This window comes from Mesorhizobium tianshanense (assembly GCF_007830515.1).
Classification (GTDB): domain Bacteria; phylum Pseudomonadota; class Alphaproteobacteria; order Rhizobiales; family Rhizobiaceae; genus Mesorhizobium; species Mesorhizobium tianshanense.
In genome coordinates, this window is sequence record NZ_VLKT01000047.1 from 1 (window position 1) to 22731 (window position 22731).

General features: G+C 60.1%; 17 protein-coding genes. 12 read left to right on the forward strand and 5 right to left on the reverse strand.

The features are described from left to right. Positions 1-299, forward strand: a 299-nt coding sequence (locus IQ26_RS29085) for a hypothetical protein (RefSeq protein WP_208760237.1), incomplete at its 5' end; no start/stop codon positions are given. 247 nt (positions 300-546) lie between these two features. Here IQ26_RS29085 and IQ26_RS29090 read toward each other — a convergent pair. Together IQ26_RS29090 and IQ26_RS29095 are read right to left on the reverse strand one after the other, a co-directional pair. Next, positions 547-2559, reverse strand: a complete 2013-nt coding sequence (locus IQ26_RS29090; RefSeq protein ID WP_145721785.1) for an AAA family ATPase — start codon at positions 2557-2559, stop codon at positions 547-549. Between the two features lie 129 nt (positions 2560-2688). Then, positions 2689-3243, reverse strand: coding sequence for a hypothetical protein (locus IQ26_RS29095; RefSeq protein WP_145721786.1), 555 nt, complete (start codon positions 3241-3243; stop codon positions 2689-2691). 595 nt (positions 3244-3838) lie between these two features. Here IQ26_RS29095 and IQ26_RS29105 point away from each other — a divergent pair. Beyond that, entirely contained in the window at positions 3839-4528 is a 690-nt protein-coding gene (locus IQ26_RS29105) for a transposase (protein WP_240547290.1), read from the forward strand. A 175-nt stretch (positions 4529-4703) separates the two neighbouring features. Here the strand turns inward: IQ26_RS29105 and IQ26_RS29110 are convergent, their stop codons facing one another. Together IQ26_RS29110 and IQ26_RS29115 are read right to left on the reverse strand one after the other, a co-directional pair. Further along, positions 4704-4994: a PLP-dependent transferase gene (locus tag IQ26_RS29110; protein WP_322791123.1), complete on the reverse strand. Its 291-nt coding sequence runs from the start codon at positions 4992-4994 to the stop codon at positions 4704-4706. A 284-nt stretch (positions 4995-5278) separates the two neighbouring features. Beyond that, the gene (locus IQ26_RS29115; protein WP_145721788.1) at positions 5279-5974 is read right to left on the reverse strand and encodes a GntR family transcriptional regulator; all 696 of its coding nucleotides are present in this window, start codon (positions 5972-5974) and stop codon (positions 5279-5281) included. Between the two features lie 155 nt (positions 5975-6129). Between IQ26_RS29115 and ehuB the strand changes: the two genes are divergently transcribed. The 9 genes from ehuB to IQ26_RS29160 are packed head-to-tail and all read left to right on the forward strand — an operon-like array spanning position 6130 to position 15287. Further along, positions 6130-6996, forward strand: coding sequence for an ectoine/hydroxyectoine ABC transporter substrate-binding protein EhuB (ehuB, locus tag IQ26_RS29120; RefSeq protein WP_145721789.1), 867 nt, complete (start codon positions 6130-6132; stop codon positions 6994-6996). Between the two features lie 58 nt (positions 6997-7054). Beyond that, positions 7055-7717: an ectoine/hydroxyectoine ABC transporter permease subunit EhuC gene (ehuC, locus tag IQ26_RS29125; RefSeq protein ID WP_145721790.1), complete on the forward strand. Its 663-nt coding sequence runs from the start codon at positions 7055-7057 to the stop codon at positions 7715-7717. After that, positions 7714-8367, forward strand: coding sequence for an ectoine/hydroxyectoine ABC transporter permease subunit EhuD (ehuD, locus tag IQ26_RS29130; protein WP_145721791.1), 654 nt, complete (start codon positions 7714-7716; stop codon positions 8365-8367). Before ehuC ends, ehuD begins: the two co-directional genes overlap by 4 nt. Further along, positions 8354-9151, forward strand: coding sequence for an amino acid ABC transporter ATP-binding protein (locus tag IQ26_RS29135; RefSeq protein WP_145721792.1), 798 nt, complete (start codon positions 8354-8356; stop codon positions 9149-9151). The genes ehuD and IQ26_RS29135 overlap by 14 nt, the downstream gene beginning before the upstream one ends. A gap of 38 nt (positions 9152-9189) precedes the next feature. Continuing rightward, the gene (locus tag IQ26_RS29140) at positions 9190-10278 is read left to right on the forward strand and encodes an aminotransferase class V-fold PLP-dependent enzyme (RefSeq protein ID WP_162458104.1); all 1089 of its coding nucleotides are present in this window, start codon (positions 9190-9192) and stop codon (positions 10276-10278) included. Between the two features lie 27 nt (positions 10279-10305). Beyond that, complete coding sequence (locus IQ26_RS29145) at positions 10306-11496, forward strand: M24 family metallopeptidase (protein ID WP_145721794.1); 1191 nt, start codon at positions 10306-10308, stop codon at positions 11494-11496. A gap of 38 nt (positions 11497-11534) precedes the next feature. After that, positions 11535-12548: an Ldh family oxidoreductase gene (locus IQ26_RS29150; RefSeq protein ID WP_145721795.1), complete on the forward strand. Its 1014-nt coding sequence runs from the start codon at positions 11535-11537 to the stop codon at positions 12546-12548. After that, entirely contained in the window at positions 12549-13763 is a 1215-nt protein-coding gene (locus tag IQ26_RS29155; RefSeq protein WP_145721796.1) for an iron-containing alcohol dehydrogenase, read from the forward strand. It abuts the gene before it with no gap. 45 nt (positions 13764-13808) lie between these two features. Next, positions 13809-15287, forward strand: a complete 1479-nt coding sequence (locus IQ26_RS29160) for an NAD-dependent succinate-semialdehyde dehydrogenase (protein ID WP_145721797.1) — start codon at positions 13809-13811, stop codon at positions 15285-15287. A gap of 294 nt (positions 15288-15581) precedes the next feature. On the opposite strand, the gene IQ26_RS29165 is transcribed toward IQ26_RS29160, so the two are convergent. Next, on the reverse strand, positions 15582-16025 hold the full coding sequence (locus IQ26_RS29165) for a PhzF family phenazine biosynthesis protein (RefSeq protein WP_240547292.1): 444 nt from the start codon (positions 16023-16025) through the stop codon (positions 15582-15584). A gap of 1036 nt (positions 16026-17061) precedes the next feature. Here IQ26_RS29165 and IQ26_RS29170 point away from each other — a divergent pair. Further along, on the forward strand, positions 17062-22635 hold the full coding sequence (locus IQ26_RS29170; protein WP_145721799.1) for a DUF3320 domain-containing protein: 5574 nt from the start codon (positions 17062-17064) through the stop codon (positions 22633-22635). The last annotated feature ends 96 nt before the right edge of the window (positions 22636-22731 follow it).

Genomic DNA, 22731 nt, shown 5'->3' on the forward strand with positions numbered 1-22731 from the left:
GCCAGCGGCGCGGCACCGCATACATGGTCTCCCGGCACCATCAGGATCGACACCTCATGATCGCCAACGCACCGTTCGCGCCCAAAAACGACTGCCATTCCTGCCGCGCCGACCCGTTCGCCGCCGGCGCATGCGCCTCACTCATGCTGCGCACACCCGGTGTCACGGCCGGCCCGCGGCAAATCGACTATTGGCAGCAACCGAACCAGCGTTTTGCCGCCTGCGGAGTGAACAACCATTGCCGCCCGCGCCGATCGCATCGCCGTCCGCAACCTCGCGCCGCCGACAAATCCCCATAGCGTCCCGCGAACCAACCATCGTCGGATCGGTATCCCGCGGTTTCCTTCCCTGGAGGCTTTCCGACGCCGGCCCCGTGCCGCAGGAGTGGCCTTCGCTTGGGCCGGCATCCGAAACCCTACACATTGTCGGCCATAGAGTTCAGTTTTGCGTTTACCTGGAAGCGGACATCTCCGACGACGAGGTCAAGTTGGCCCGCTATGCACCAGTATCGGACGTTCCCGGCGACGGGGCGGCCGCGTTCGATGATTATTTAAGAGCGGAATTGATGCCTGCAATCAGCTTAGTCCATGAGTCCCGTTCGGCCTGGCTAAGATCATCAGCTGTATGATCTCGGGTCCAGCGGACGTAGGCCTTCGCAAGTTTGTATTTCGAGAAGTTCGCGCCGCCCTTTCCGGTTAGGACGTCAACCAGGGGTTTGTCCGGCGTTACCGCAACTTCCGCCGTGACATCGATGCCCAGCTCCTTCGCGGCGAGCGGAACAAGGACATCGCGGAGCAGATCTTCAATTTCAGCCCTCGGGCGGGGCGGGGCGGTAAAGTCCATCGTCCGGAGAATGCGCTTTGCGCCGAGGCGATGTACAAGCACGTCTTGTGTTGCTGCCTGGTCGCCGGCGTTGTCTGAGTCGAGGAGAGCGGCGACCTTGAGGTTGTGTGCGATGAGAATGGTCGCGAAATAGACAACCTTGCTGGCCGTATTGGCTGATATCAGGGCGATCTTGTCATTAAGATCAGCTACCCCCCCGAGCCGCAGCATCTCTGACGTGGCCTCAAGATACCAAAAGTCGGTCAGGCCTTCTAGGATCAGGTTACGCTGCTGCGCAAACAAGCTTTGCGCGAGATCGTAGCCCAACGCCTCCTGAAGCGGAAGCAAGGCCGCCGGGTCCGCTGCAGTAATCGTCGTATGCACCTTCGTGCCCACTTTCCGATCCGCCATTTCGACGACCCGCACCAGGTCGAGCTCATTCGGTCCGACAAGGAAGGGCGAATGCGTCGTGTAAACGGTCTGGTTGGATTCAGAAAGCATGGAGATGGTGTTCCGGAAATCGCGCTGTTTGAGCGCGTGCAGACTCATTCCCGGCTCGTCGAGGAGCAGAATGGCATTGGAATGCTTATCCTCCGTCTCGGAGAAGAAAACTACGAAGAACGATACCAGCCATTGGAAACCCTCCGAACGTTGATCAAGTTCGATCTCCACTCCCAGGCCGTCCTCCACGACCACTTTGAGGTACTGGCCGTCCGCCGTGATCCTGAGCCGGCTGGCTTCCGCCCGTTCAGGGTTGGGGTTCCAGACTTTGACGATTTGGTCAGTGAGACGAACGCTTGCAGCGTTCAGCTGGTATGAGCGATTGTCCAGCTGATCCCTGTACTTCTTCTGGGCGTCCACATCCGTGGCCGCAGGTTCGGCCGCTTTGCCTAGGTTTGAGAGCTCGCGCGCGGTAAAGCCAAGAAGCTTGAGGAGGCACTGATTTCCGTAGTCGTATTGGGCATCGTCCAGCAGCTTCTGTTCGACACGGGTTGCCAAGTGGTCAAGATGAATGAGCGGACGCACCCGAAAGTAGTTGCTAAACAGCACAAACACCGGAAGCCTCTTCCGCAGCAGATGCCGAGCTGCCTCCATACGACCGGTATATTTGCAGCGATCAATGAGCTTATTATATCGCCCCTCTTCCTTCTCATCGGCTTCATCGACGAGGGGGTAGAACTTCTCCAACCAAGTGATCAACCCCGTGGCGAGATCGCCCTGAATGTAGTAATTGCCGTCTTTATATTTAGCCAGGATGGTTTCCAGCTCTTTGCTGGGCAGGACTTCTCCGTCTTTTTGCCTACCATCCACATGAGCTGCGAAACGCAATAAATCCTTGTTCAACTCACCCGTGGTCCCCTTTTCGGGAACGCCTGCGAGGTTATGCCACCACGTGTTGTCGAGGCGTCGTCCGAACACGTAGATCGCCGACTGAAACTCCTTCTCGAGCGCCTTCTTGTCATCGTCCTCAAGCTCGAAATGGGCTACGACAACATCGATTTCCTCGGGCTTCGCTCGCTTCGTGGTGATGTCATTGTAACTGCCCCGGGGATAATCGCGGAGGGCGTCAAAACCATCTATGCCTGCAGGCGGGTTGATTTGCTGCAAGGCCTTCAGGAAAGCTGACTTGCCGGCTTCATTTGGGCCGACAAGGATTGTCTTGTTGGGCTCAAAATCAGTCCAGCCAGAATCTTTCACACTCCGATAGTTTGTGACCTTCGCCTTTTTCAATCTCATCGTCGTCCCCTACCCAAATTTTCTCTCTGTTTTCTTAGACGACTGGGTTTTCAAAGAAAATGGCGCGGCTTATAAAAACGGTTAGTTAACTCTTGAAGGTTGGCCTCAAGCGTCGCGCATTCCGCTTGCTCAGCCATCTTGCGGATCGGTCGGATATTCGGACATATCGAAGCCAATAATAGTTGCGTATTGATGCGCACGTGCGGCATCGGCCTTTGGAAGCGCGTAACTTTCATAGTTCACCGCCTCCGCATCCCGAAGGAAAACGCCCTTTTGCAAATCCGCGAGGTTCGTCCGGATAGGAATCTCCCCACTTTTGCTAATGATCGTCGCCCCGTCGTCACGCAGGAACAGCGTATTACTTCCCCCGTGCCTCGGCGGTGTCACGTCAACAAGAAAACCGTCCTCTGTCTCCCAAACACTGTGATGTTCCGCCATCATCATGGGGTGGGATTCGCCCGTGGTGTGATCCGTGTCGATCACTCTCCAAAAAGACCAGCCATGCACACGCCTGCCGCCCTTTTTCAAAGCAATGTCTTTAGCGGATATATGGCAGAAAGCGGGGCGGTAGCTGTGGTCTTGAAAAGTTAGGAGGATCGGAACGCCCGAAAGGCCATTTAATTGGCATAACAGCGCAACGTCTGCATCTGTTGCGCTAGGCAATTCCCAGCTTGTCGAAACCACGTGTATGCCCTCCACCTGCGTATGCCTGACCCGGTAACCGCGCCCATGCCGAAGTTGCGGCGCGGCGTGTAGCGGAAATTAAAATTCCTGCAGGAATGTCCAGGTAAGTCAATTCTCCACCTTCGTCATAGCAGGCCGAACGGCTGCAATCGTTATTGCGAATCCAGAAGCTGCCTGTCCGCTTCCGGCCCAACTCTAGCCATTCGCCACGTTGTCACTAACTAACCTCTGCAACTGGGATCGCAGGAATTCTTCGCCTCTAGTCCGCAGCCCGCAGCGAGGTGCGTCCTACACCTGTGACGACGAACGCATTCGACTCGGATTTCGGCCTCGACGCGCTACGCGACCTGCCCGACTTCGAAGCGCTCGAAGACGCCGGCCTGCTCAGCAAAGGTGTTGGTCGGGGATCTGCAAACGAGATGGCGTCGCCTGCGTGCTCATAGGAGCCGGTCTGTTTCAGGGCATGTATAGCCAGCCCGCGTCGCTTGCTCCCGGGCGGTCTCATCCATATAGCTCGGCGCAACAGAGGAAGCCCAGACGTGCAATAGTCGTCAGCCGCGACTTCTGCACAATTCGTGCTAACAAGGAAGAAACTATGAAGCGGCAGACCCGACCGTTCACTGTGGAGATCAAACAAAAGCGCAGTTATCAAAAACGGGGTCGTTCCATCTGGAGCGATGTCGATCTCTCCGCAGCAATGGCCGAGACAACAAGGGAACTTAAGAAGATGGAACTGCCGAATCGTCGGCTTATTGACTCTAATGTCATAGCCCTTGATGCTGAACACATGCACAAACCGCGAGCGGAGCATCTCATGGCAAATCCCCTGGACGCTGAATCAGTAGAAACTGCAACTAAACCGACAGCCAAAGTGGAGACGCCTGAAACGAAGAAGAAAGTCCCAAGGTCGCGGAAGGCGAAGGCTGAGCCTAGGCCGCCTGCTCGGAAGAATGGCGCCAATACGGTGTCTCAGGCGGAGGCAGCACCAGCAGCGGCCGTGCGGACCGGGCGGAAGATCTACTCTGAAAAGGAGCGCGCCCAGATGCTCGCCCAGATCGAGAAGTCTATCAGTGGCGGCGCCACTCACAAGAGCGCCGTAAAGCAGGCCGGCATATCGGAACAGACCTATTATCATTGGAAGAAGGCTGCGGCGCCTGCATCAGATGGTGACGATCTGAAGGACCTGGTCGCGCTCGAGGACGAAAACAAGCGACTGAAGAGCCTGCTCGCGGAACGCCTGCGCAAGGAGAACGCGGAACTGAAGAGGAAGCTGGGGCTGAAATGACGCTGAAAGTCCGCTGAATCGCAGATCGGAGCGGCAGCATTTCATCTTCGCCGCGTTAGCTAAGACGCCCCGCGTCGCAAACATTAAGTGGCGATGCCACGTACGCACCGTCCACGGTGCAGTGGCCACGATCAGGCCTCCCCATTTGACGCAACGCATTCAGACTCTCGATGGGCTACGAACCTACCTGCAGGTCCAGCGCCTGCCTCAGATCGGCGATCAAGTCGCCGTCGTCTTCCAGACTGACCGAGAGACGCATGAGGTCCTCGCCGACGCCATCGGCAAGATGAGCATCCTTGTGGATGCTTTTACGGGCACGTGTCAGACTGGCCGGATGGTAGATGAGACTGTCAGCATCACCGAGGCTGACCGCTCGAGTGATCAGGTTGAGCCGGTCCATCATCCGGCGCGCGCCCTCGAACCCGGCGTGGAGGCCGAAAGCCAACATGCCCGATCCTTTGGACATCTGCTTTCGGGCAATCGCCTGATCGGGATGAGAGTCGGGAAACGGGTAACTCACCTCTCGGCGGCCCCGGAATTGCTGCAACTGGCCGGTGATCGTCTGGAGCGACAGATCGGAGGTGGCGCATGAACGCCCTCAGCGCGACCTTGCAGGTGTTCTTCACCCGCTCGAGGCCGCCCACCCGGCATTCTCATACTGACTGATTGACGCGACGCCCCAGGGGAACTTTATGGTGAGGCAACGGAAAGATCGTTCGGGAGCATTCCAGGGTGAGGCAATACGCGCCCTCATCCAGTTTGTGGCCCCGCACAAAGCGAGTCAATGAGGGTGGCGACTGCCTTCTCGATATGTTCTTTCATCACCACGCAGGCCTCAGCATAGCGGCCCGCCGCGCAAAGGCTGAGTATCCTGGCGTCATCGCCAATGCCGATGTCCCGACTGGCATCATATGAGAGTTGCAGGCGCGTGTGTCGTTCGCTGTCCTGTAGCAGTCCGGCGACGATGCTGAGCGTCTTCTTTTGCCCAGCGTGACGGTATAGCCCCAGATGAAAGGCCGTGTTGAGCTCGGCGCATTCGGCGATGTTGCCTGCGCGATGGCCCTCGACGTAGCGCGCGGCGACTTCCCTGAGGTAGCTATAGTCTTCCGCGGTGAGCAGGGGCGCGCTGATCCTGAGCAGGCGAGGTTCGAGCAGCGCGCGGAGTTCGAACACTTCCCGGATTTCTTCCACGGAGGGGGTTGAAACCACCGCGCCGCGATGTGGATGGATCTTTACCAGGCCCTCGGATTCCAGCAGCACGAGCGCTTCTCGAATTGGCACCCGGCTGATGCCGAACTCGTTAGCCAGCATGTCCTGCCGCAGTGGAAAGCCACCGGCAAACCGTCCCGACACAATTCGCTTGCGCAATTCGCTCGCCACCGCCGAGGCGATAGTTTTGTGTTCCAACCCTTTATGGGGGCGTGGGGAATCTGTGTTCTCGATCATTGTGATTCAACCATGACTTGCCTGATTCTAGGGTACGTGAGCCGCTGTGCGGAGGCAAACCAAATCTGCGTTTTGAAGATTGTCGAAAATATACTTGCAACTTAGGCACGTTTGTGGTTCTTACCCTCGTGGCCAAGTTCGGGAGGAGATGAACTATGACCTTGACGCGTAGGAACCTGATGAAACTGACTGGTGCCGGCCTCGCCGGTGCCGGACTGCTGGCCTTAACCGGCCGCAGCTTTGCCGACGACAAAATGCCCTCGACGTTGCGCGTCGGTATGTCCAACCAGCTGCCCTATGCCTTTCTTGATAAGGCAGGCGACCTGACCGGGCAGTCCCCTGATGTGCTTCGTGCCGCGATGCGCGATGCCGGCGTCGAAAAGCTCGACGCCTCGCTGACCGAATTCGGCGCGCTCATTCCTGGCCTCGTCGCCCGTCGTTTCGACGTTATTTGCACCGGTCTCTTCGTCCGGCCGAAGCGTTGTGAGCTCATTGATTTTGCCAACCCCGATTCCCTGAGCCGCGAGGGGCTGGTGGTAGCTGCCGGCAACCCGATGGGCCTAAAGTCGCTCGGCGACGTGGCCAAGAATGGCAACGCCAGGATCGGCTTCATCCGCGGTTCTGTCGACGAGGAATACGTCAAAAACGCAGGTATTGCCGAATCGAACTGGGTCGTTCTGCCCGACGTGCCGACGCTGTTGTCGGCGGTCAAGGGTGGCCGCGCCGACGCCGTGATCAGCTCGCTTGTCATTATCGCCTCGACAATCAAGGCGATGAACGATTCCAGCGTTCAACTCGTCGACGACTTTGTCGACCCGGTGGTTAATGGCAAACCGGCGATCGATTATGCCGCCATGGGCTTCCACAAGGACAGCAAAGCCCTGCGCGAGGCCTACAATACCGGTCTCGCCAAGCTCGTTTCCAGCGGCGAACTCGCCAAGATAAATGAGAAATGGGGCTTGCCGGCCGCGCTGACCCCCACGGCCGAGACGCCGTCCATCGAAACGCTCTGCCAAGCCTGACTGCAAGCGGTCGGGTTCTACGCCCGGTCGCCCACCGGCTTCCCCGTGAAAGGCGACGATGACGGCTCTGCTCGACTTGCTCCCGCAATTGATGAAGGGACTGCAGACGACCCTCCTTGTGACCGCGTTTGCGGCACCGCTCGCGCTGGTAATGGCACTGGCGAGCGGCCTGGCGCGGCTCTCGCCGATCAAGCTACTGCAGTGGCTGGCCGTCATCTATGTCGAATTGTTCCGCGGCACCTCGCTGTTGGTTCAGCTGTTCTATTTCTTTTACGTGATGCCTCTGTTCGGGTTGTCGCTCGACCCGGTGACCACTGGCGTCCTGGTGCTGGCGCTAAATACAGGCGCCTACGGCTCCGAAGTGGTGCGCGCCGGCATAGGCAGTGTGCCCAAGAGTCAGCGCGAGGCGTGTATCGCCCTCAACATGTCGCCTGCAATGGCGCTGCGCCGCGTGATCTTCCCACAGGCTTTCGTGACGATGCTGCCGCCCTTCGGCAATCTGTTGATCGAACTGCTCAAGGCGACATCACTGCTGTCACTGATCACCATCTTTGACCTCGCCTTCGCCGGCAACACATTGTTCCAGACGACGGGCCGCACGCTCGAGATCTATGGCCTGGTGCTGATGATCTATTTTGCCACCGCGATGGTGCTGACCCTGGGGATGCGTTGGTTGGAAAAGCGCATGGGCGCCGGTCGTGACCTCGAGTTCCGCCCATGAATTTCGATCTCACCTATCTTCTGCAGATCGCGCCGCTGCTGCTCAAGGGCGCCGTCGTCACCGTGCAGGCAACGGTGCTCGGCACGTTGCTGGCGGCAGTGCTCGGCCTGCTCTTGGCAATCCTCAATCGTTCACGCCTTCGCATCGTCCGCTACGCAACGACGGCGGTGGTGTTGTTCATCCGCAATACACCGCTGCTGATCCAGCTCTTCTTTCTATTCTACATCCTGCCGCAGTTCGGCATCGCGCTTCCCACTTATCTCACCGGCGTCATCGCGCTTGGGATCCACTACGCCGCCTACATGTCGGAGGTTTACCGCGCTGGCATCACCGCAGTACCGCGCGGCCAATGGGAGGCGGCGCACGCGCTCAACATGCCCCGCGCGCTGGTCTGGCGTCGGATCATCCTGCCACAAGCGCTGCCGCCGATCATTCCACCGCTCGGCAACTACGCCATCGCCATGTTCAAGGATACGCCGGTACTGGCCACCATCGGCATTCTCGAGATGCTGGGCGTCGCCCTTGCCGAGGCGAACCGCAGCTATCGCTACTATGAGCCGCTCACCATGGTCGGAATCCTGTTCCTGATCTTTAGCTTGTTTTCCGCCGTGGCCGTCCGTTTGCTGGAGAAGCGCTATGCTGCCCGCTAATATCCCCCCATCGCCGGCTCTGCGGCTGCGTGGCGTCTCGAAAGCTTTTGGTAGCCTGACCATTCTCGACAAGCTCGACCTCGATGTCGCGCCGGGCGAGCGCATCTCGATCATCGGGCGTAGCGGCTCGGGAAAGACCACGCTGCTGCGGGTGCTGATGACGCTCGAAAAACTCGACGCTGGCTCCATCGAGGTCTTCGGGCGCTACCTGGGCCAGCGCCCAGAGGGCGGTCGTCTGGTCCCCGCCACGCCGGAGGAGACCCGCGCCGTGCGTGGCGACATCGGCATGGTGTTTCAGCAGTTCAACCTGTTCCCTCATCGCACGGCCATCGAGAATGTCATCGAGGCGCCAATCCACGTTAAGAAGATGGGGTCAAAGGAAGCCCGCGACATGGGCATGGCCTTGCTATGCACGGTGGGGCTCGCCGACAAGGCCGACCACTATCCCAGGCAACTTTCCGGCGGCCAGCAGCAACGGGTAGCGATTGCCCGCGCCCTCGCCATGCAGCCGCGCATCATCCTGTTTGACGAGGTGACCTCGGCGCTCGACCCGGAGCGCGTCGATGAGGTGCTCTCCGTGATCCAGGGATTGGCCCAGGAAAGCACTATCACCATGCTGATTGTCACCCATGAAATGCGCTTTGCCCGGGACGTGGCGACGCGCACCATCTTCATGGAGGAGGGCCTGATCGTCGAAGACGACGCGCCGGCGGTGATTTTCGGCAAGCCCAACAAGGCGCGCACGCAATCCTTCCTGCAAAGTGTGCTGGGGAGGGGGCTCTGACGGGCCATCCGACCCCTCCACCTATCGACCCGGCGCGGTTGGCGCTGGAGCCGGGGACCGTGCATCTGCTGTCCGGGGGGGAAGCCCCGCTGCCCCGCGCCGGGATCGCCGCCTACTCGCGCTATGCCACTGACAAGGGTGACGGCATTTTCGGCCGCCGGCGTCTTGAGGCCAAACTGGATGAAGTGCGCGGTCGCCTCGCCCTCCTGATGGGCATTGAGCAACGGGAGCGGATCGGCTTTCTGGCTTCTGCCAGCGCGGCATTGACGGCAGCACTTAACGCCATCGACTGGCGCGAGGGCGACAATGTCGTCGCCCTCGCCGACGACTTCCCTTCCGTCGTCCTGGCTGGTGCCGGCCTCGCTCGGTTCGGCGTAGCGCTACGCGTGCTCGATGCCAATCCGGATGCCGTGGAGGATGCCCTGCTGGCCGCCATCGACAGCCGCACCCGGCTCGTTCTCGTCAGCCATGTCAGCTATCGCCACGGCCGTCGGCACGACATCGCCGGCCTCGCCTTGCGCCTGCGTCAACGCGGCGTAGCGCTGGCGCTCGACGTGTCCCACTCGCTCGGAGTGCTGCCGGTTCCATCCGATGCCGCCGACATCATGGTGTCGTGCGGCCACAAATTCCTGCTCGGCAGCCACGGCACCGGCATCCTGGTCTGGAACGAGGCGCGGCTGGGCGAACCGAAAAGCCCTGCCTCTGGCTGGTTCTCCGTCACCGACTATGCGGCTGCCAGCAATGGCGTTGATTTCGCGCCCAAACGTGGTGCTGCAGCATTCGAACTCGGCAATCCAGACTTCCCGGCCCTTTATGCCCTTGGCGCCGGTCTTGACGTGCTGGCCAGCGCCCAGGCCAGCGCCGTGGCAAGCCACGCAATGGCGCTTTCGGGTGAGTTGCGGAACCGTCTTGAACGGCTCGGATGGCCGGTATGGACGCCGGCCGAAGAGGAACGCCGCGGCACGTCGATTGCGCTTCGCACTAACCACTCCGTCGAACTTGCGACCCGCCTGGCCGAGGCCCGCATCCTGGTGGCGTCGGGTGATGGCCGCCTGCGCATCTCGGTGCACGGCTTCAACAGCATGGCCGATATCGAGACCCTGCTCGTGGCCCTTGGTGCCCCCTGATCAGCCAAACGAAAAGGACGACGACCAATGACTGCAAAGGTACCCTACGGGTGGACCGATCGCGAACCCTGGCTGGAACTGGATTTCCCCGTCGCCGAGTTCGAGGGTCGCGTAGCTACGCTGCAAACCGCGATGAACGCCGCCGACATTGATGCCCTTCTGGTCTGGGAAGATGCAGATCGGGGGGGCAATATTCGCTATCTCTCCGGATTTAACATGATCTGGGGTACCTCGGTTGTGCTCATCCATCGCGAACGCGCGCCGGTTCTGGTGACCAATGCCACGGCTCACGGCGAGCCCATGCATTCGAATATCCAGACGAGCTGGCTCAGGGACATTCGGGTCTCCTTTGCCGGATCGGCCGACGACTTATTTGAAAAAAGCGCTGCAGTACTGGCCGAGTGGGGCATTCCCGACGATCGGGTCGTCGTCGCGGGCCACGCGCAGATCCCTTACGGGACGGCGCGATTGCTCGCCAAGGCTTATGGTGAAAGGGCGCTGCGCACCGGCGATAGCCTGCTCGCCCGGCAGCGTGCGATTAAGAGCCCGGCAGAGATCGCGGTCATTCGTCGCGTCGCGAACCTGACCTCGCGCGCCATGGATGTGGCGATGCGGGCAGCCGTGCCCGGGGCAAGTGAAAGCGAGGTCGCCGCCGTCGCCAACAGCGCTTGCATCGCGGCGGGCGCCGAGCGGATGTCATTCGGCTGCTTTCCCGCGACGGGCCGGCGGGGCAGCCTCAAAAACGTCTTCGCTCGCCCGGGCGGCATCATCGCGCCTACCGACCTCGTCGTCATCGATCTCGGCTGCAAATTGCTTGGCTACCAGTCGGACATGTCACGCAATGTCGTGGCGCATCCCTCCAGGCAGATCATTGCTCTTCTCGAGGCGGCAACAGCAGCGAACGATGCGGTATTTCGGCATACGCGGCCCGGAGTGACCACCACTTCTGTGGTCGAGGTCATGAACGAGGTAATCGCCGAGCGCGGTTTCTCCGCTTGGGACTTTTCGCTCTGCCACGGCTTTGGGCTCGACCTGACGGAAACGCCCCTGTTTCGCGGTCATCCCCCGATGCAGCTCGAAGCTGGGATGTGCTTTTACGTCGAACCGATCATCGCCGACCACAGTTTCGGCTGCGTGTGCATCGAGGACATGCTCCTTGTCACGGACGATGGCTGCGAAAAACTGTCGCACACGCTCGTTCCCGCCACCGGAAACTGAGATATGGCGCCCTTCCACAGCTGCTGGGGAGACGGCCGATGCTGATCGAATTGGAGGAGGCGCGGTCCGTCGCATTGCGAGTGCTGCGTGGTGTCGGGACGCCGCAGTCCCATGCGGATCTGCAGGCCGAAGTCTTGATCGAGGCCGAATTGCGCGGGCTGGCTTCACACGGCCTTTTGCGCCTGCCACGCATAGTCGAGCGTGTCCATAACGGCGTGGCGGATCCTCGCGCCACCGGCCGGCAGAACTGGCGCGGCGATGCGCTTCTGGACGTGGATGGCGAGGGCGGTCTCGGGCCAGTAGTAGCGTGCGAGGCCATCGCGCGGACATGCGAGCGAGCCGGCCGCCTCGGCATGGCCGTCGCTGCGATCCGCAATAGCGGCCATCTTGGAGCCATCGGCTGGTACGCGGAAAAGATTTCTCGCGACGGACAGATTGCCATCGTGCTTTCCACCAGCGAGGCGCTCGTTCATCCGTGGGGCGGGCGCAAGGCGCTGATCGGCACCAATCCGATTGCCATTGGCGTGCCGGTTCAGCCGGACCCCTTCGTTCTCGACATGGCGACCGGCTTGATCTCCATGGGAAAGGTGCATGACTACGCCAATCGCGGACAGCCGCTCGAGCCGGGCTGGGCGCTGGATGCCGAGGGCAACCCGACCACGGATGCCGCTGCCGCGCGCCAGGGCGCCATCGCGCCCTTCGGCGATGCAAAGGGTTACGGCCTTGCGCTTGGGTTCGAGCTTCTCGTCGCCAGCCTTACGGCCTCGGCACTTGGGACGAATGTCACTGGCACGCTCGACTCCACTTTGCGGGCCACCAAGGGCGATGTAATCATCGTCATAGAACCACACGCCGAGAGTGGGGCAAGTCTTGCTGCCTATCTCGACGAAGTACGTGCATGCCCGCCCATCCGCGAAGGCGAGACGGTCACCGTACCCGGCGACCGCTCACGTTCGCGGCGCGCGGAGAATCTGACGCGTGGTCTCGAAATCCCCGATGCGATCTGGTCGCAACTGCGCCACCTCGCCGATTGTTCATCTCTGGAGAGTTAGATGTTTGGAACCTTCCGCAGCCCGAATGCCGTCTATTTTGGTGCGGGGCAGCGCGCCATGTTGGGCCGCGTCGTCTCGAGTTTCGGACGCCGGACCCTGATATGCACCGACGAGCGGTTGGCCGCCGATCCGATGTTCAGGGCTATGGTAGAGGACATCGGAGCGGCCGGTGTCGACGTCTCTGTTTTCAGCCGCACCATACCCGACCTACCGCTCGGCTGCATCGACGAGGCGCTGGCGCACGCGCGCTCGGCAAAGCCGGACAGCATAGTGGCGATCGGCGGCGGAAGCTGTCTCGATCTTGCAAAGACCACCGCCCTTATCCATACCCTTGGGGGACGACCCCAGGACTACTATGGCGAGTTCAAGGTGGCTAAAGCGGTGTTGCCGGTCATTGCCGTGCCGACGACATCGGGAACGGGGTCCGAGGTCACGCCGGTCGCAGTTCTCTCCGACCCAGACAAGACCCTGAAAGTGGGCATTTCCGATCCGCGACTGATCCCGGCCGTCGCCATCTGCGATCCCGAGCTGACGCTCTCCTGCCCGGCCTCGCTGACCGCTGTCGCGGGTGCTGATGCGCTGACCCATGGCATCGAATCCTTTACCGCGATCCGCCGCAACGAGGGAGCGGACCTACCACTGGAGCGCGTCTTTGTCGGCAAAAACATCATTAGCGACCATCATGCACTGGAGTCGATCCGGCTGATTTCCGGGGCGCTGGTCGGCGCAGTCGAGGACGGGAGTCGGCTCGATTTACGATCACAACTCATGTTTGGCGCGATGCTGGCGGGCCACGCTTTCGCCAATGCCGGCAATGCCGCAGCGCATGCTCTACAATATCCCGTGGGCGCGCTGACTCACACGGCGCATGGCGTCGGCGTCGCCGCATTGATGCCTTACGTCATGCGCTTCAACCTTCCGGCCCGTCGGGACGAATATGCGCAGGTCGCGGCGGCGATGGGCGTGCCGCCCAAAGGTGACGCGAAGGCCATGGCCGAAGCCAGTATCGATGCGGTCACCGCCCTGTTTGCCGCTGTCGGCATCCCACGCACTCTCGCCGAACTGGGTTTCCAGGAAGGTAGGATCGGCTGGGCGGCTGAACAGGCCATGACTGCGGCCCGCTTGGTTCAGAACAATCCCATGCCACTCGACGTCGAGAGCATGAAGACCATCCTGCAGGCGGCATATCACGGCGACCCGCGGCTGCTTTCGTAGCTGCAGCCGCCTTTGCGGCCAGTTGACAAGAAACTCATTCAACGGATGAACATCATGGACGAAGCACTGAAGTCTTCCACCTATGCCTTCGACAACCTGCCGACTCGATTGCTGATCGGCGGAAACTGGCGAAAGGGACGGGGAGGCGAGGATATCGAGGTTCTTAATCCCTCCACGGAGGCTGCCATCACCTCCGTCGCCAACGCCTCGGTGGAGGACGGGATTGCCGCGGTCGATGCGGCAGCTGCCGCAGCTGAAAACTGGGCGAAAACCGCACCTCGTCAGCGCGCCGAAGTCCTACGGCGCGCGTTTGAGCTCATGACGGAAAGAGCGGATTTTCTTGCCGCACTGATTGCCACGGAAAACGGTAAGGCACTAGCAGATGCAAAGGGGGAGGTCGCCTACGCGGCCGAATTCTTCCGATGGTATGCGGAAGAAGCGGTGAGGCTTGCGGGCGAACTCGGCCCTTCGCCGTCAGGCGCCTACAATATTATGGTCCAGCACGAACCTATTGGCATCGCACTGCTGGTCACGCCATGGAATTTTCCGGCGGCCATGGCAACGCGCAAGATTGCGCCGGCCCTTGCCGCCGGTTGCACCTGCATTCTGAAACCGGCCACCGAAACTCCATTGACGGCCTATGCCGTCGCGGAAATCCTTGGGGAAGCCGGTGTGCCGGCCGGCGTCGTCAATGTGGTGACAACACGCAGCACCGGCAAAGTCGTGAGCGCCATTCTACAAGATCCGCGCGTGCGCAAGCTCTCCTTCACAGGCTCTACGGAAGTCGGGCGGGTTCTCCTGCGCGAGGCGTCGCATCAGGTGATCAGTTGCTCCATGGAGCTTGGCGGCAACGCCGCCTTCCTCGTCTTCGAGGATGCGGATTTTGATGCGGCGCTTGACGGCGCAATGCTCGCCAAGATGCGAAACGGCGGCGAGGCGTGCACCGCGGCCAATAGGTTCTATGTTCATCAGGCGCTTTACGAGCGGTTTGTGGAGGCGTTTGCCGCGCGCATGAGCGCTGTAAAAGTCGATGACGGTTCGCTGCCGTCCACACAATGCGGCCCGCTCGTCAATCAGGACGCTGTCGAAAGAATCGATGATCTCGTCAAGGACGCGGTCGCGTGCGGTGCAAAGGTGGTGACGGGCGGGCACCGGCTGAATCGCTCCGGCTATTTTTACGCGCCGACCGTTCTTCGTGATGTCCCGGGGCATGCGAAGATGATGAACGAGGAAATCTTCGGCCCTGTGGCGCCTGTTGCATCCTTTGTCGATGAAGGCGCCGCAATTGCCGCGGCCAACGCCACCGAATTCGGGCTGATTTCATACCTCTATACGAGCGATTTGCAGCGCGGGCTCAGGCTCTCATCGCAGTTGCAGACCGGCATGGTCGGTCTCAATCGCGGACTCGTTTCCGATCCGGCGGCGCCGTTTGGTGGAATGAAGGCCAGCGGCCTCGGTCGCGAGGGCGGGCGTCATGGGATTATGGAATATATCGAAACCAAATACACTGCTGTTGCTTGGTAGGCGCACCTTACGCCCTTCCGCTTTTTGATAGCGACTCCCTCGACCAGTTGTCATGCCTCATCATCGACAGCCACACCCGCACGCCCGACGGGATCACGGCAGTGCCTTTACCACCGCTGTAACCAGCGTGGGCATCGCTCCGGCGAAGATACCCACGCGGCTGCCCTTTACCACCGCGACGACAATAGCCGGCAGGTCATCATTGACAGCGGTGAGTGACATCTGCTGATTAAGGATATTCTCGTCGGCGCGATGGGCGTTCCGGAGCGATTGGCACGGGCGTTCTGAGAGCGCCTACACGGCACCATCGGGAAGGGAAATCATGGCTTTCATGAAGGTCACGGCATTCCCGACCAGAATGACTCGATCTTCGGTCAATTCGCAATCAAGCCAGCCGCCGCGCGCCGAGGCCTGATAGGCCATCAGCCTTTCGCAACCCAGCCGCTCGGCCCAGTAAGGAACCAGTGTGGCATGGATTGACCCGGTGACTGGATCCTCTGGAATGCCCGCTCCGGGGGCAAAGTAACGGGACACGAAATGCGCTCGCCCTTTGTCGGCTTCCTGCCCCGTCACGACAAGGCCCGTAGACCCCAGGCGGGCAATCGAGGCAAGATCAGGGACAAAGCTACGCACAGCATCCGCGCTGCCGAGATCGGCGAAGATGTTCTCGAAGTTTCGGAAGATGCCGACAGGTGGATTGCCGAAAACACGTGCGATTTCTGCGGGAAGCGCCTCCAATGGCTCTGGCGGCAGACGGGGAATGTCCAGTCGGTAGCCATGCGGGCCATGTGTAACTCGCAGCTCGCCGACGCGCGTGTGAAAGACAAGCGGAGCTTCGGCCTTGGCCTCGGTCAGTAGCACATGCGCGGTAGCTTAAGACCGGTCCCAGAAGGAGCTCACAGTCGATGCTGTTAATGGGCACTGTCGTTCGCAATGATACGGCAGATCGATGAACGACCTAAATTAGCTGCCGCGCGATCTCGACCGGTCCCAAACCAAAAGAATGCGTGGTGGACTATCGTCACGATGCGGCGATGAAGCTCGACTAGCCAATTTCCATACCGATGGCATTGAAATCATTATATTTTTGCTCTATTTGTTGCGCGGTTTGTTATACACAAATCTGCTTTTCCAGCTAAGCTGAATCGGGGGATTGATGTGATTGCGTGTCGGCTTCGCATTGTAAGCATACTTCGAGGTGCCAGAAATGTGACATTCCCTCGGGGGTGAAGCGCTTTCAAAAACCTTGCGCTTACTGGGGCCGCTCCGAGCCTGTCACGACCAAGCTCAAAAATTGTCCACCCCTAACTTCTCGATCTACTCTACGGTATAAAACTTACAGTTGGAGAGTGAATGCCAAAATCGAACTTTGTATTCACCTAAGCTTTAGTGGCGCGACGCTATTGGGCGTCATGCAATCTATTGATGCCTACTGCGATTGCTTCACGTCCCAATTTTCACCGGGCACGCCGCGCCAGTTATACAAATCTCTACAGCAGCGGCAATGAAAACCTTGCCTAGAGGGCAGCACGCCGGAAAGCCCATCGTGTTAGGCAGCAGAAGGTCCGAACATCTCTTCAGGGTCAGGAGCGGGCATTATCGAAATCTTGGCCTGATCTGACAGGCCATTCAATTTCGTAATTCGTAATTTGCAATAAGGTTCCAACATGGAAACGACGTGTTTCTAGTTTGCTGAAGTTAACACGGATCGTTTGTTGTTGCAGCCGGAGCTTGGGTAGGCTCTATTCGCTCCTGCTTTGCAGGGGGGCTACAATTGTCGGACGTCGAAAAATCTGTCTTCCAGAGTGACCTCCCTCTGAAGGAAAAGCTCGAGCGCGCCAGAACCGAGTTGCTGGATCTTTCCGCCCGCAATCGCCTTTTGAATGTGCCCCGGTTCTCAAAAAGCGCGAAGACAATCGATGTAGTCGATGAGAGGTCTTCAGAAATCTACCGACTACTGGTGAACGAAGGGAAGGCGTTCACTTTTCTGGCCGGGAAGCCTGACAGGTCGAAGGCGGTTCAGGCAGAAAGCGACGTTCCGGACGAAGAGATCGACTATTCCCTGGTTGGCCTTGCTCAACCAGAGGACGATCAAGGCGACGATAGGGGAGTGTCTGCGCGGCATTTGGATACCAAACTGCAGACGCGGATGACACCAACTGGTCTGCAACGACGGCTCCTCGACCTCTACCACGACGCCCGGACCCTTGAAGAGGAGCAGGGCGTTAACATCCTCTTCTTGGCGCTCGGCATGCTGAAGTGGGTGGACCCGAACAACAAAGAGAATATCCGGCACGCTCCGCTCATACTGGTGCCGGTTCGGCTCGAACGAGGGGCGGCCGGGGAAAGGTTCCGACTAAGGGCTCGGCCTGAGGATCATACCGCAAACCTCTCACTTGAGGCCTATCTCGACCGGCTGCACCAGCTCGCAATGCCTCCTTTCGAAGCGGGAGACGATTTCGATACCTCGGGCTATCTTGATGCTGTCGCGGAAGCAGTCTCGACGAAGGAGGGCTGGGAGGTGCTCCGCGACGACACGGTGCTGGGATTCTTCTCGTTCGCGAAGTTCCTGATGTACCGCGATCTTGATCCGGACATCTGGCCGGACGGCACAAGGATTATCGACCAGCCGAAGATTCGCTCGCTTCTTTCGGATGGATTCGAAACACGTGAGCCGCTGATGTCCGACGACATCGCGATCGATCCGCATATCGCGCCGGCCGAAATGCTGCATATCGTCGACAGCGACAGTTCTCAGACACTCGCGATCCATGACGTGAGGAAGGGCCGCGACCTGGTTATTCAAGGCCCGCCAGGGACGGGAAAATCGCAGACGATTGCGAACATCATCGCGTCGGCGGTAGCCGATGGCAAGACCGTGCTGTTCGTAGCCGAAAAGATGGCAGCGCTGGAGGTCGTAAAGCGACGGCTTGACACTGCCGGGGTGGGGGACGCCTGCCTCGAGCTCCATAGCAACAAGGCGAACAAACGCATGATGCTGGAGGAGCTGCGCCGCACCTGGCAACTCGGATCGCCTCAGGGACAGTTTCCCACGTCGCTGACCGACCGCCTCCTTGAGGCACGTGATAAGCTGAATGCTCACGCAGCCCGCATGCACGTTCCGCGCGGGGTTTCCGAACTCACCCCCTACCAGGTTCTTGGCGAGCTGATCCGACTCCAGCAGCAGGGGCAAAGACCCGTAGATATCCAGCTTGACGGCGCCACCGACTGGCCAGCCGACGGTGTCTCCATGCGTCGGGGGCTGCTGGACGAGGTTTCTCGGCGAATCGACGAGATCGGCCTGCCGATCCATCATCCCTGGCGAGGAGTGGGTCTCGACGGCGTCCTCCCGACCACCGTCGAGAGGCTGGTTCCTCGCATTGAGTCCTTACTGGCCCGGGCAAGGCCGCTCCGGGAGCAACTGGCGGCCATCTCCAAGGAGATTGAGTCCGAACCTTCGCAGATCCTCGGCGACAGCGGCCCAGTGCAGGATCGCGCGGAACTCCTTGCGGCAGCACCCTCGTTTCCTCCCGAGGCGCTGGCCTCGTCCTCCTGGGATGACCAGACAAAAGACATCTCATCACTGCTATGGACAGGCGCCGACTTCGCGCGCAAATCCGCAGAACTCTCTGAGCACTTGGCGATGGGGGCCGTCGACACTTTCATTGAAGGCCTTGAGCTGGAGCTCGAAAAGCTCCCCTCGGAGTTTCCCAAAGAAGGTTTTGTCCGCGCGCGACAGCTCACCATTCTGCTACCGCGTCTGAGAGAAGAGGCTGAACGGCTTAATCAGGAATTGGGGTCGACAGTCCTGCCAGACACGCTGGCAGGCCTCCTCAGGCTGGTCGTGACTGGCGAGCGAGTAGCGGCTGCTCCTAACGCGAGTCCTGAGGCCTTCGCCGCCACCGTCTGGGAATCTGGACTTGAGCAGGCGGGCGATCTCGCGGACAATATTGCGACGCTCGAAGCCGCTCGCGCCGAACTCCAAGGGAAGGTCGTGGACGCCGCGTGGAGCACCGACGTGGCCGCGGCACGGCAGGCGCTTGCCATCCACACAGGTATCTTGAAAGCGTTGAACAGCGACTACCGTCGGGCGACAGCGCTTATGCGTTCCATTGTAGTCGATTCCAAAGCTCCTACGGCGGACTTGGTCCGTCTGCTCGACATTCTGATGAAGGGACAGGCCGCCGCTGCAAGAATCCGCGAGGGCGACGCCTTTGGCCGTTCAGCTTTTGGCGGGGATTGGCGCGGGGAGCGGTCGCCTTCTGCACCGCTTCTGGCATTGGTGGAGTGGATGCGGACGCTGCGGGGGCTGGGCGCGGAACCTCGGCTCATCGCGGGCCGAATGGCGGAGCGCTCCGAGGCTGGCGCGCGTGCAGGGCGGGTTCGCAAGGTTATCGAAATCGGTAGGCCTATCATCGAGGGTTTCTGGAACGATCTGGGGCATCTCGCTTCGTCTGCGCTGGGTAACGTGGCTTCCGTCGAGCGTGCCGCATTGCACCTAGTGGAAGCGAAGGCGCAGGCCCTCAGCCGAGCGGACGAACTCTCACGGCAGGTTTTAGCTTCGCCGCCAGATCTGATCGTAGATCGCCTGGACCTCGTCCGCCGTATAGGGCAGCTACAGGAGCTTGCTCAGGCGGTCGACGCCGCCCACACTCTTGGGAATTCTGCTTTCGGCTCGGCGTGGGCCGGCCGTATGTCCGACTGGACTGGTCTGGCGGACGGCGAACTGTGGTTACGGCAGAATGGCGCGCTACGACATCTCGCAGCGCGTTTGTCCGGAAGGGTGGAGGTCGCCGCATCGGCGCGTGCCGCGCACGAAGTGTCCCAGGAGGTAGTCGAGGAACTCAAGGCGCTTGCAGGAGACTTGAAGGCTGACGCGGCTTCCTTGTTTGGAGCACAGGACTTTTCAGAGGTCGAGATATCCGAGCTCATTTCGAGGCTGAACTCGTGGCTTGAGCATCTGGAACAGCTCTCGAAATGGGTTGCCTACCGGGAACGATCCGACAGTGCGCGAAAGGCAGGGCTCGGGGAGTTGATAGATGCCCTAGCCAAAGGCCAGGTGGCTACTGGATCGGCGCGATCGACCTTTGACATCGCCTACTACGAGCGGATGCTGATGGCGATGGCGACCGACGAGCCGGAGCTAGCGAGGTTCGACGGAGAACTACACTCCAGGGCCGTGCGCGACTTCGCTGACTTGGACCGGCAGAGAATCAAGGCTGGTGCGATTGAGGTGGTAACCGCCCATCATCGAAGGATTCCTCCGAGAGACGGCGGAGCTGGACCAGTCGGACTGCTTCGTTCGGAGATGGCGCGTAAACGCGGCCATATGCCTATCCGGCAGCTGATGCAGAGGGCAGGTCCTGCGATCCAGGCGCTCAAGCCGGTGTTCATGATGAGCCCGCTCTCCGTTGCGCAGTTCCTGTCACCTGGGCGAATGTCTTTCGACCTGCTGGTGATGGACGAGGCTTCGCAGATACAGCCCGTGGATGCGCTTGGCTCGATCGCCAGAACCAGACAGGTCGTAGTCGTTGGCGACGAACGCCAGCTGCCGCCCACGACATTCTTCGCCAAGATGACGGGATCGCAGACTGAGGACGATGACGGGGAGGGTGCACAGGTTGCCGACATCGAAAGCATCCTGGGCCTGTTCACGGCCCGTGGTCTGCCGCAGCGTATGCTCCGGTGGCATTACCGGAGCCGCCACCAGTCCCTGATCGCCGTCTCGAACAGCCAGTTCTACGAGAACCGGCTCTTCATCGTACCGAGCCCCTACACCCAAGAGGCAGGTATGGGGCTGCGGTTCCATCATGTGCCGGAGGGAGTCTTTGACTCCGGCGGCACTGGAACAAATCCTGTCGAGGCCCGAACCGTAGCCGAGGCGATCATCCGCCATGCGAAGTCGAATCCTCAGGAGTCCCTTGGCGTTGCGACATTCTCAGTGAGCCAACGTCGTGCCATTCAGGACGAACTTGAGGCGCTGCGGCGGTTGAATCCCGATACCGAGGCGTTCTTCCACGCTCATTCGAGCGAGCCTTTCTTCGTCAAGAACCTTGAGAATGTTCAGGGTGATGAGCGCGACGTCATACTGATCTCAGTGGGCTACGCCAAGAATGCGCAGGGCTACATGGCTATGCGTTTCGGCCCTCTTGGAGCGGAAGGCGGCGAGCGCCGCCTGAACGTACTGATAAGCCGTGCCAAGCGTAGTTGCGAGGTCTTCGCTTCCATAACAGACGAGGATATCGACCTAGAGCGGGGCAAGGGAAAAGGCGTCTTCGCCTTCAAGCTCTTCCTGCACTATGCGAGGACGGGACGACTGTCGCTCGCCCAGGTCACTACTCGGGAGATGGATTCCGTCTTTGAAGAGCAAGTAGCAAATGCGCTGATCGCGAAAGGTTACCAGGTTCATGCCCAAGTGGGTATCGCCGGCTTCTTCATCGACCTTGCCGTTGCCGATCCCGAGCGGCCAGGGCGTTACATCCTCGGCATCGAATGCGACGGCATAGCGTACCACTCTTCGCGTTCGGCCAGAGACCGCGACCGTCTCCGGCAGGCGGTCCTGGAGGATCACGGCTGGATCATTCACCGCATCTGGAGCCCTGACTGGTTCCAGCGCCCGCGCGAGCAGCTGGAGCGCACGGCTGTGGCCATTGAGGCTGCGAGGAAGGAACTCGATGCGCGCCTCGAGTTGGGGGTCCAGAGACATCGCGCTGTAACCGTCGAGGTGGTTACCGTCGACCGAGGCAACGTGACTGAAATCGGGTTGGAGGACGCATCAGAAGCCGAGACTCCGCATCGAGCCTATGTGGAGACCGAGCTGAAGCGACCCGGACACTTCGACCTGCATGAAACACCAACCGGCATGCTGGCCGGACTGGTCGAACAAGTTGTAGCAACGGAAGCACCGGTTCATCTCGACGAAGTGGTCTCGCGTATACGAGACGCGTGGGGTTTGCAGCGCGCGGGCGGTAGGATTCTGGATGCTGTTGAGCGAGGTCTGATCGTGGCTGAGAGTCGCGGCGCGGTGGCCCGGCGTGGGAATTTTTGCTTCAAGCCAGATGCACCAATCTCCCTGAGGGATCGAAGTCAGGTTCTGTCCCCGGGCTTGCGGAAGCCGGAAATGATTGCCCAAGAGGAGATCGCCGAAGGTGCTATCGAGGTAGTGACGTCGAACCTTGGGGCGACAGAAGAGGAGATCGCCATGAGGGTTGCCCGGATGCTTGGCTTCAAAGCTACCAGCGCACAGTTGAGGTCTGTGATCTCGGCAGCCGTCTCGGATCTTGTTGTCAAGGGAATGCTGAGGTCTCAAAATGGGTTGCTAGTCATCGACAGCGCTAGTCCACTTTAGCGCGTAAGCGCTAGAAGAATGATAGCTCGAGCTGGAGACGACAACACCGAGTGTAGTGTAATTTTCTTATCGGCCGCGGTCGAACCCCGTATTTCC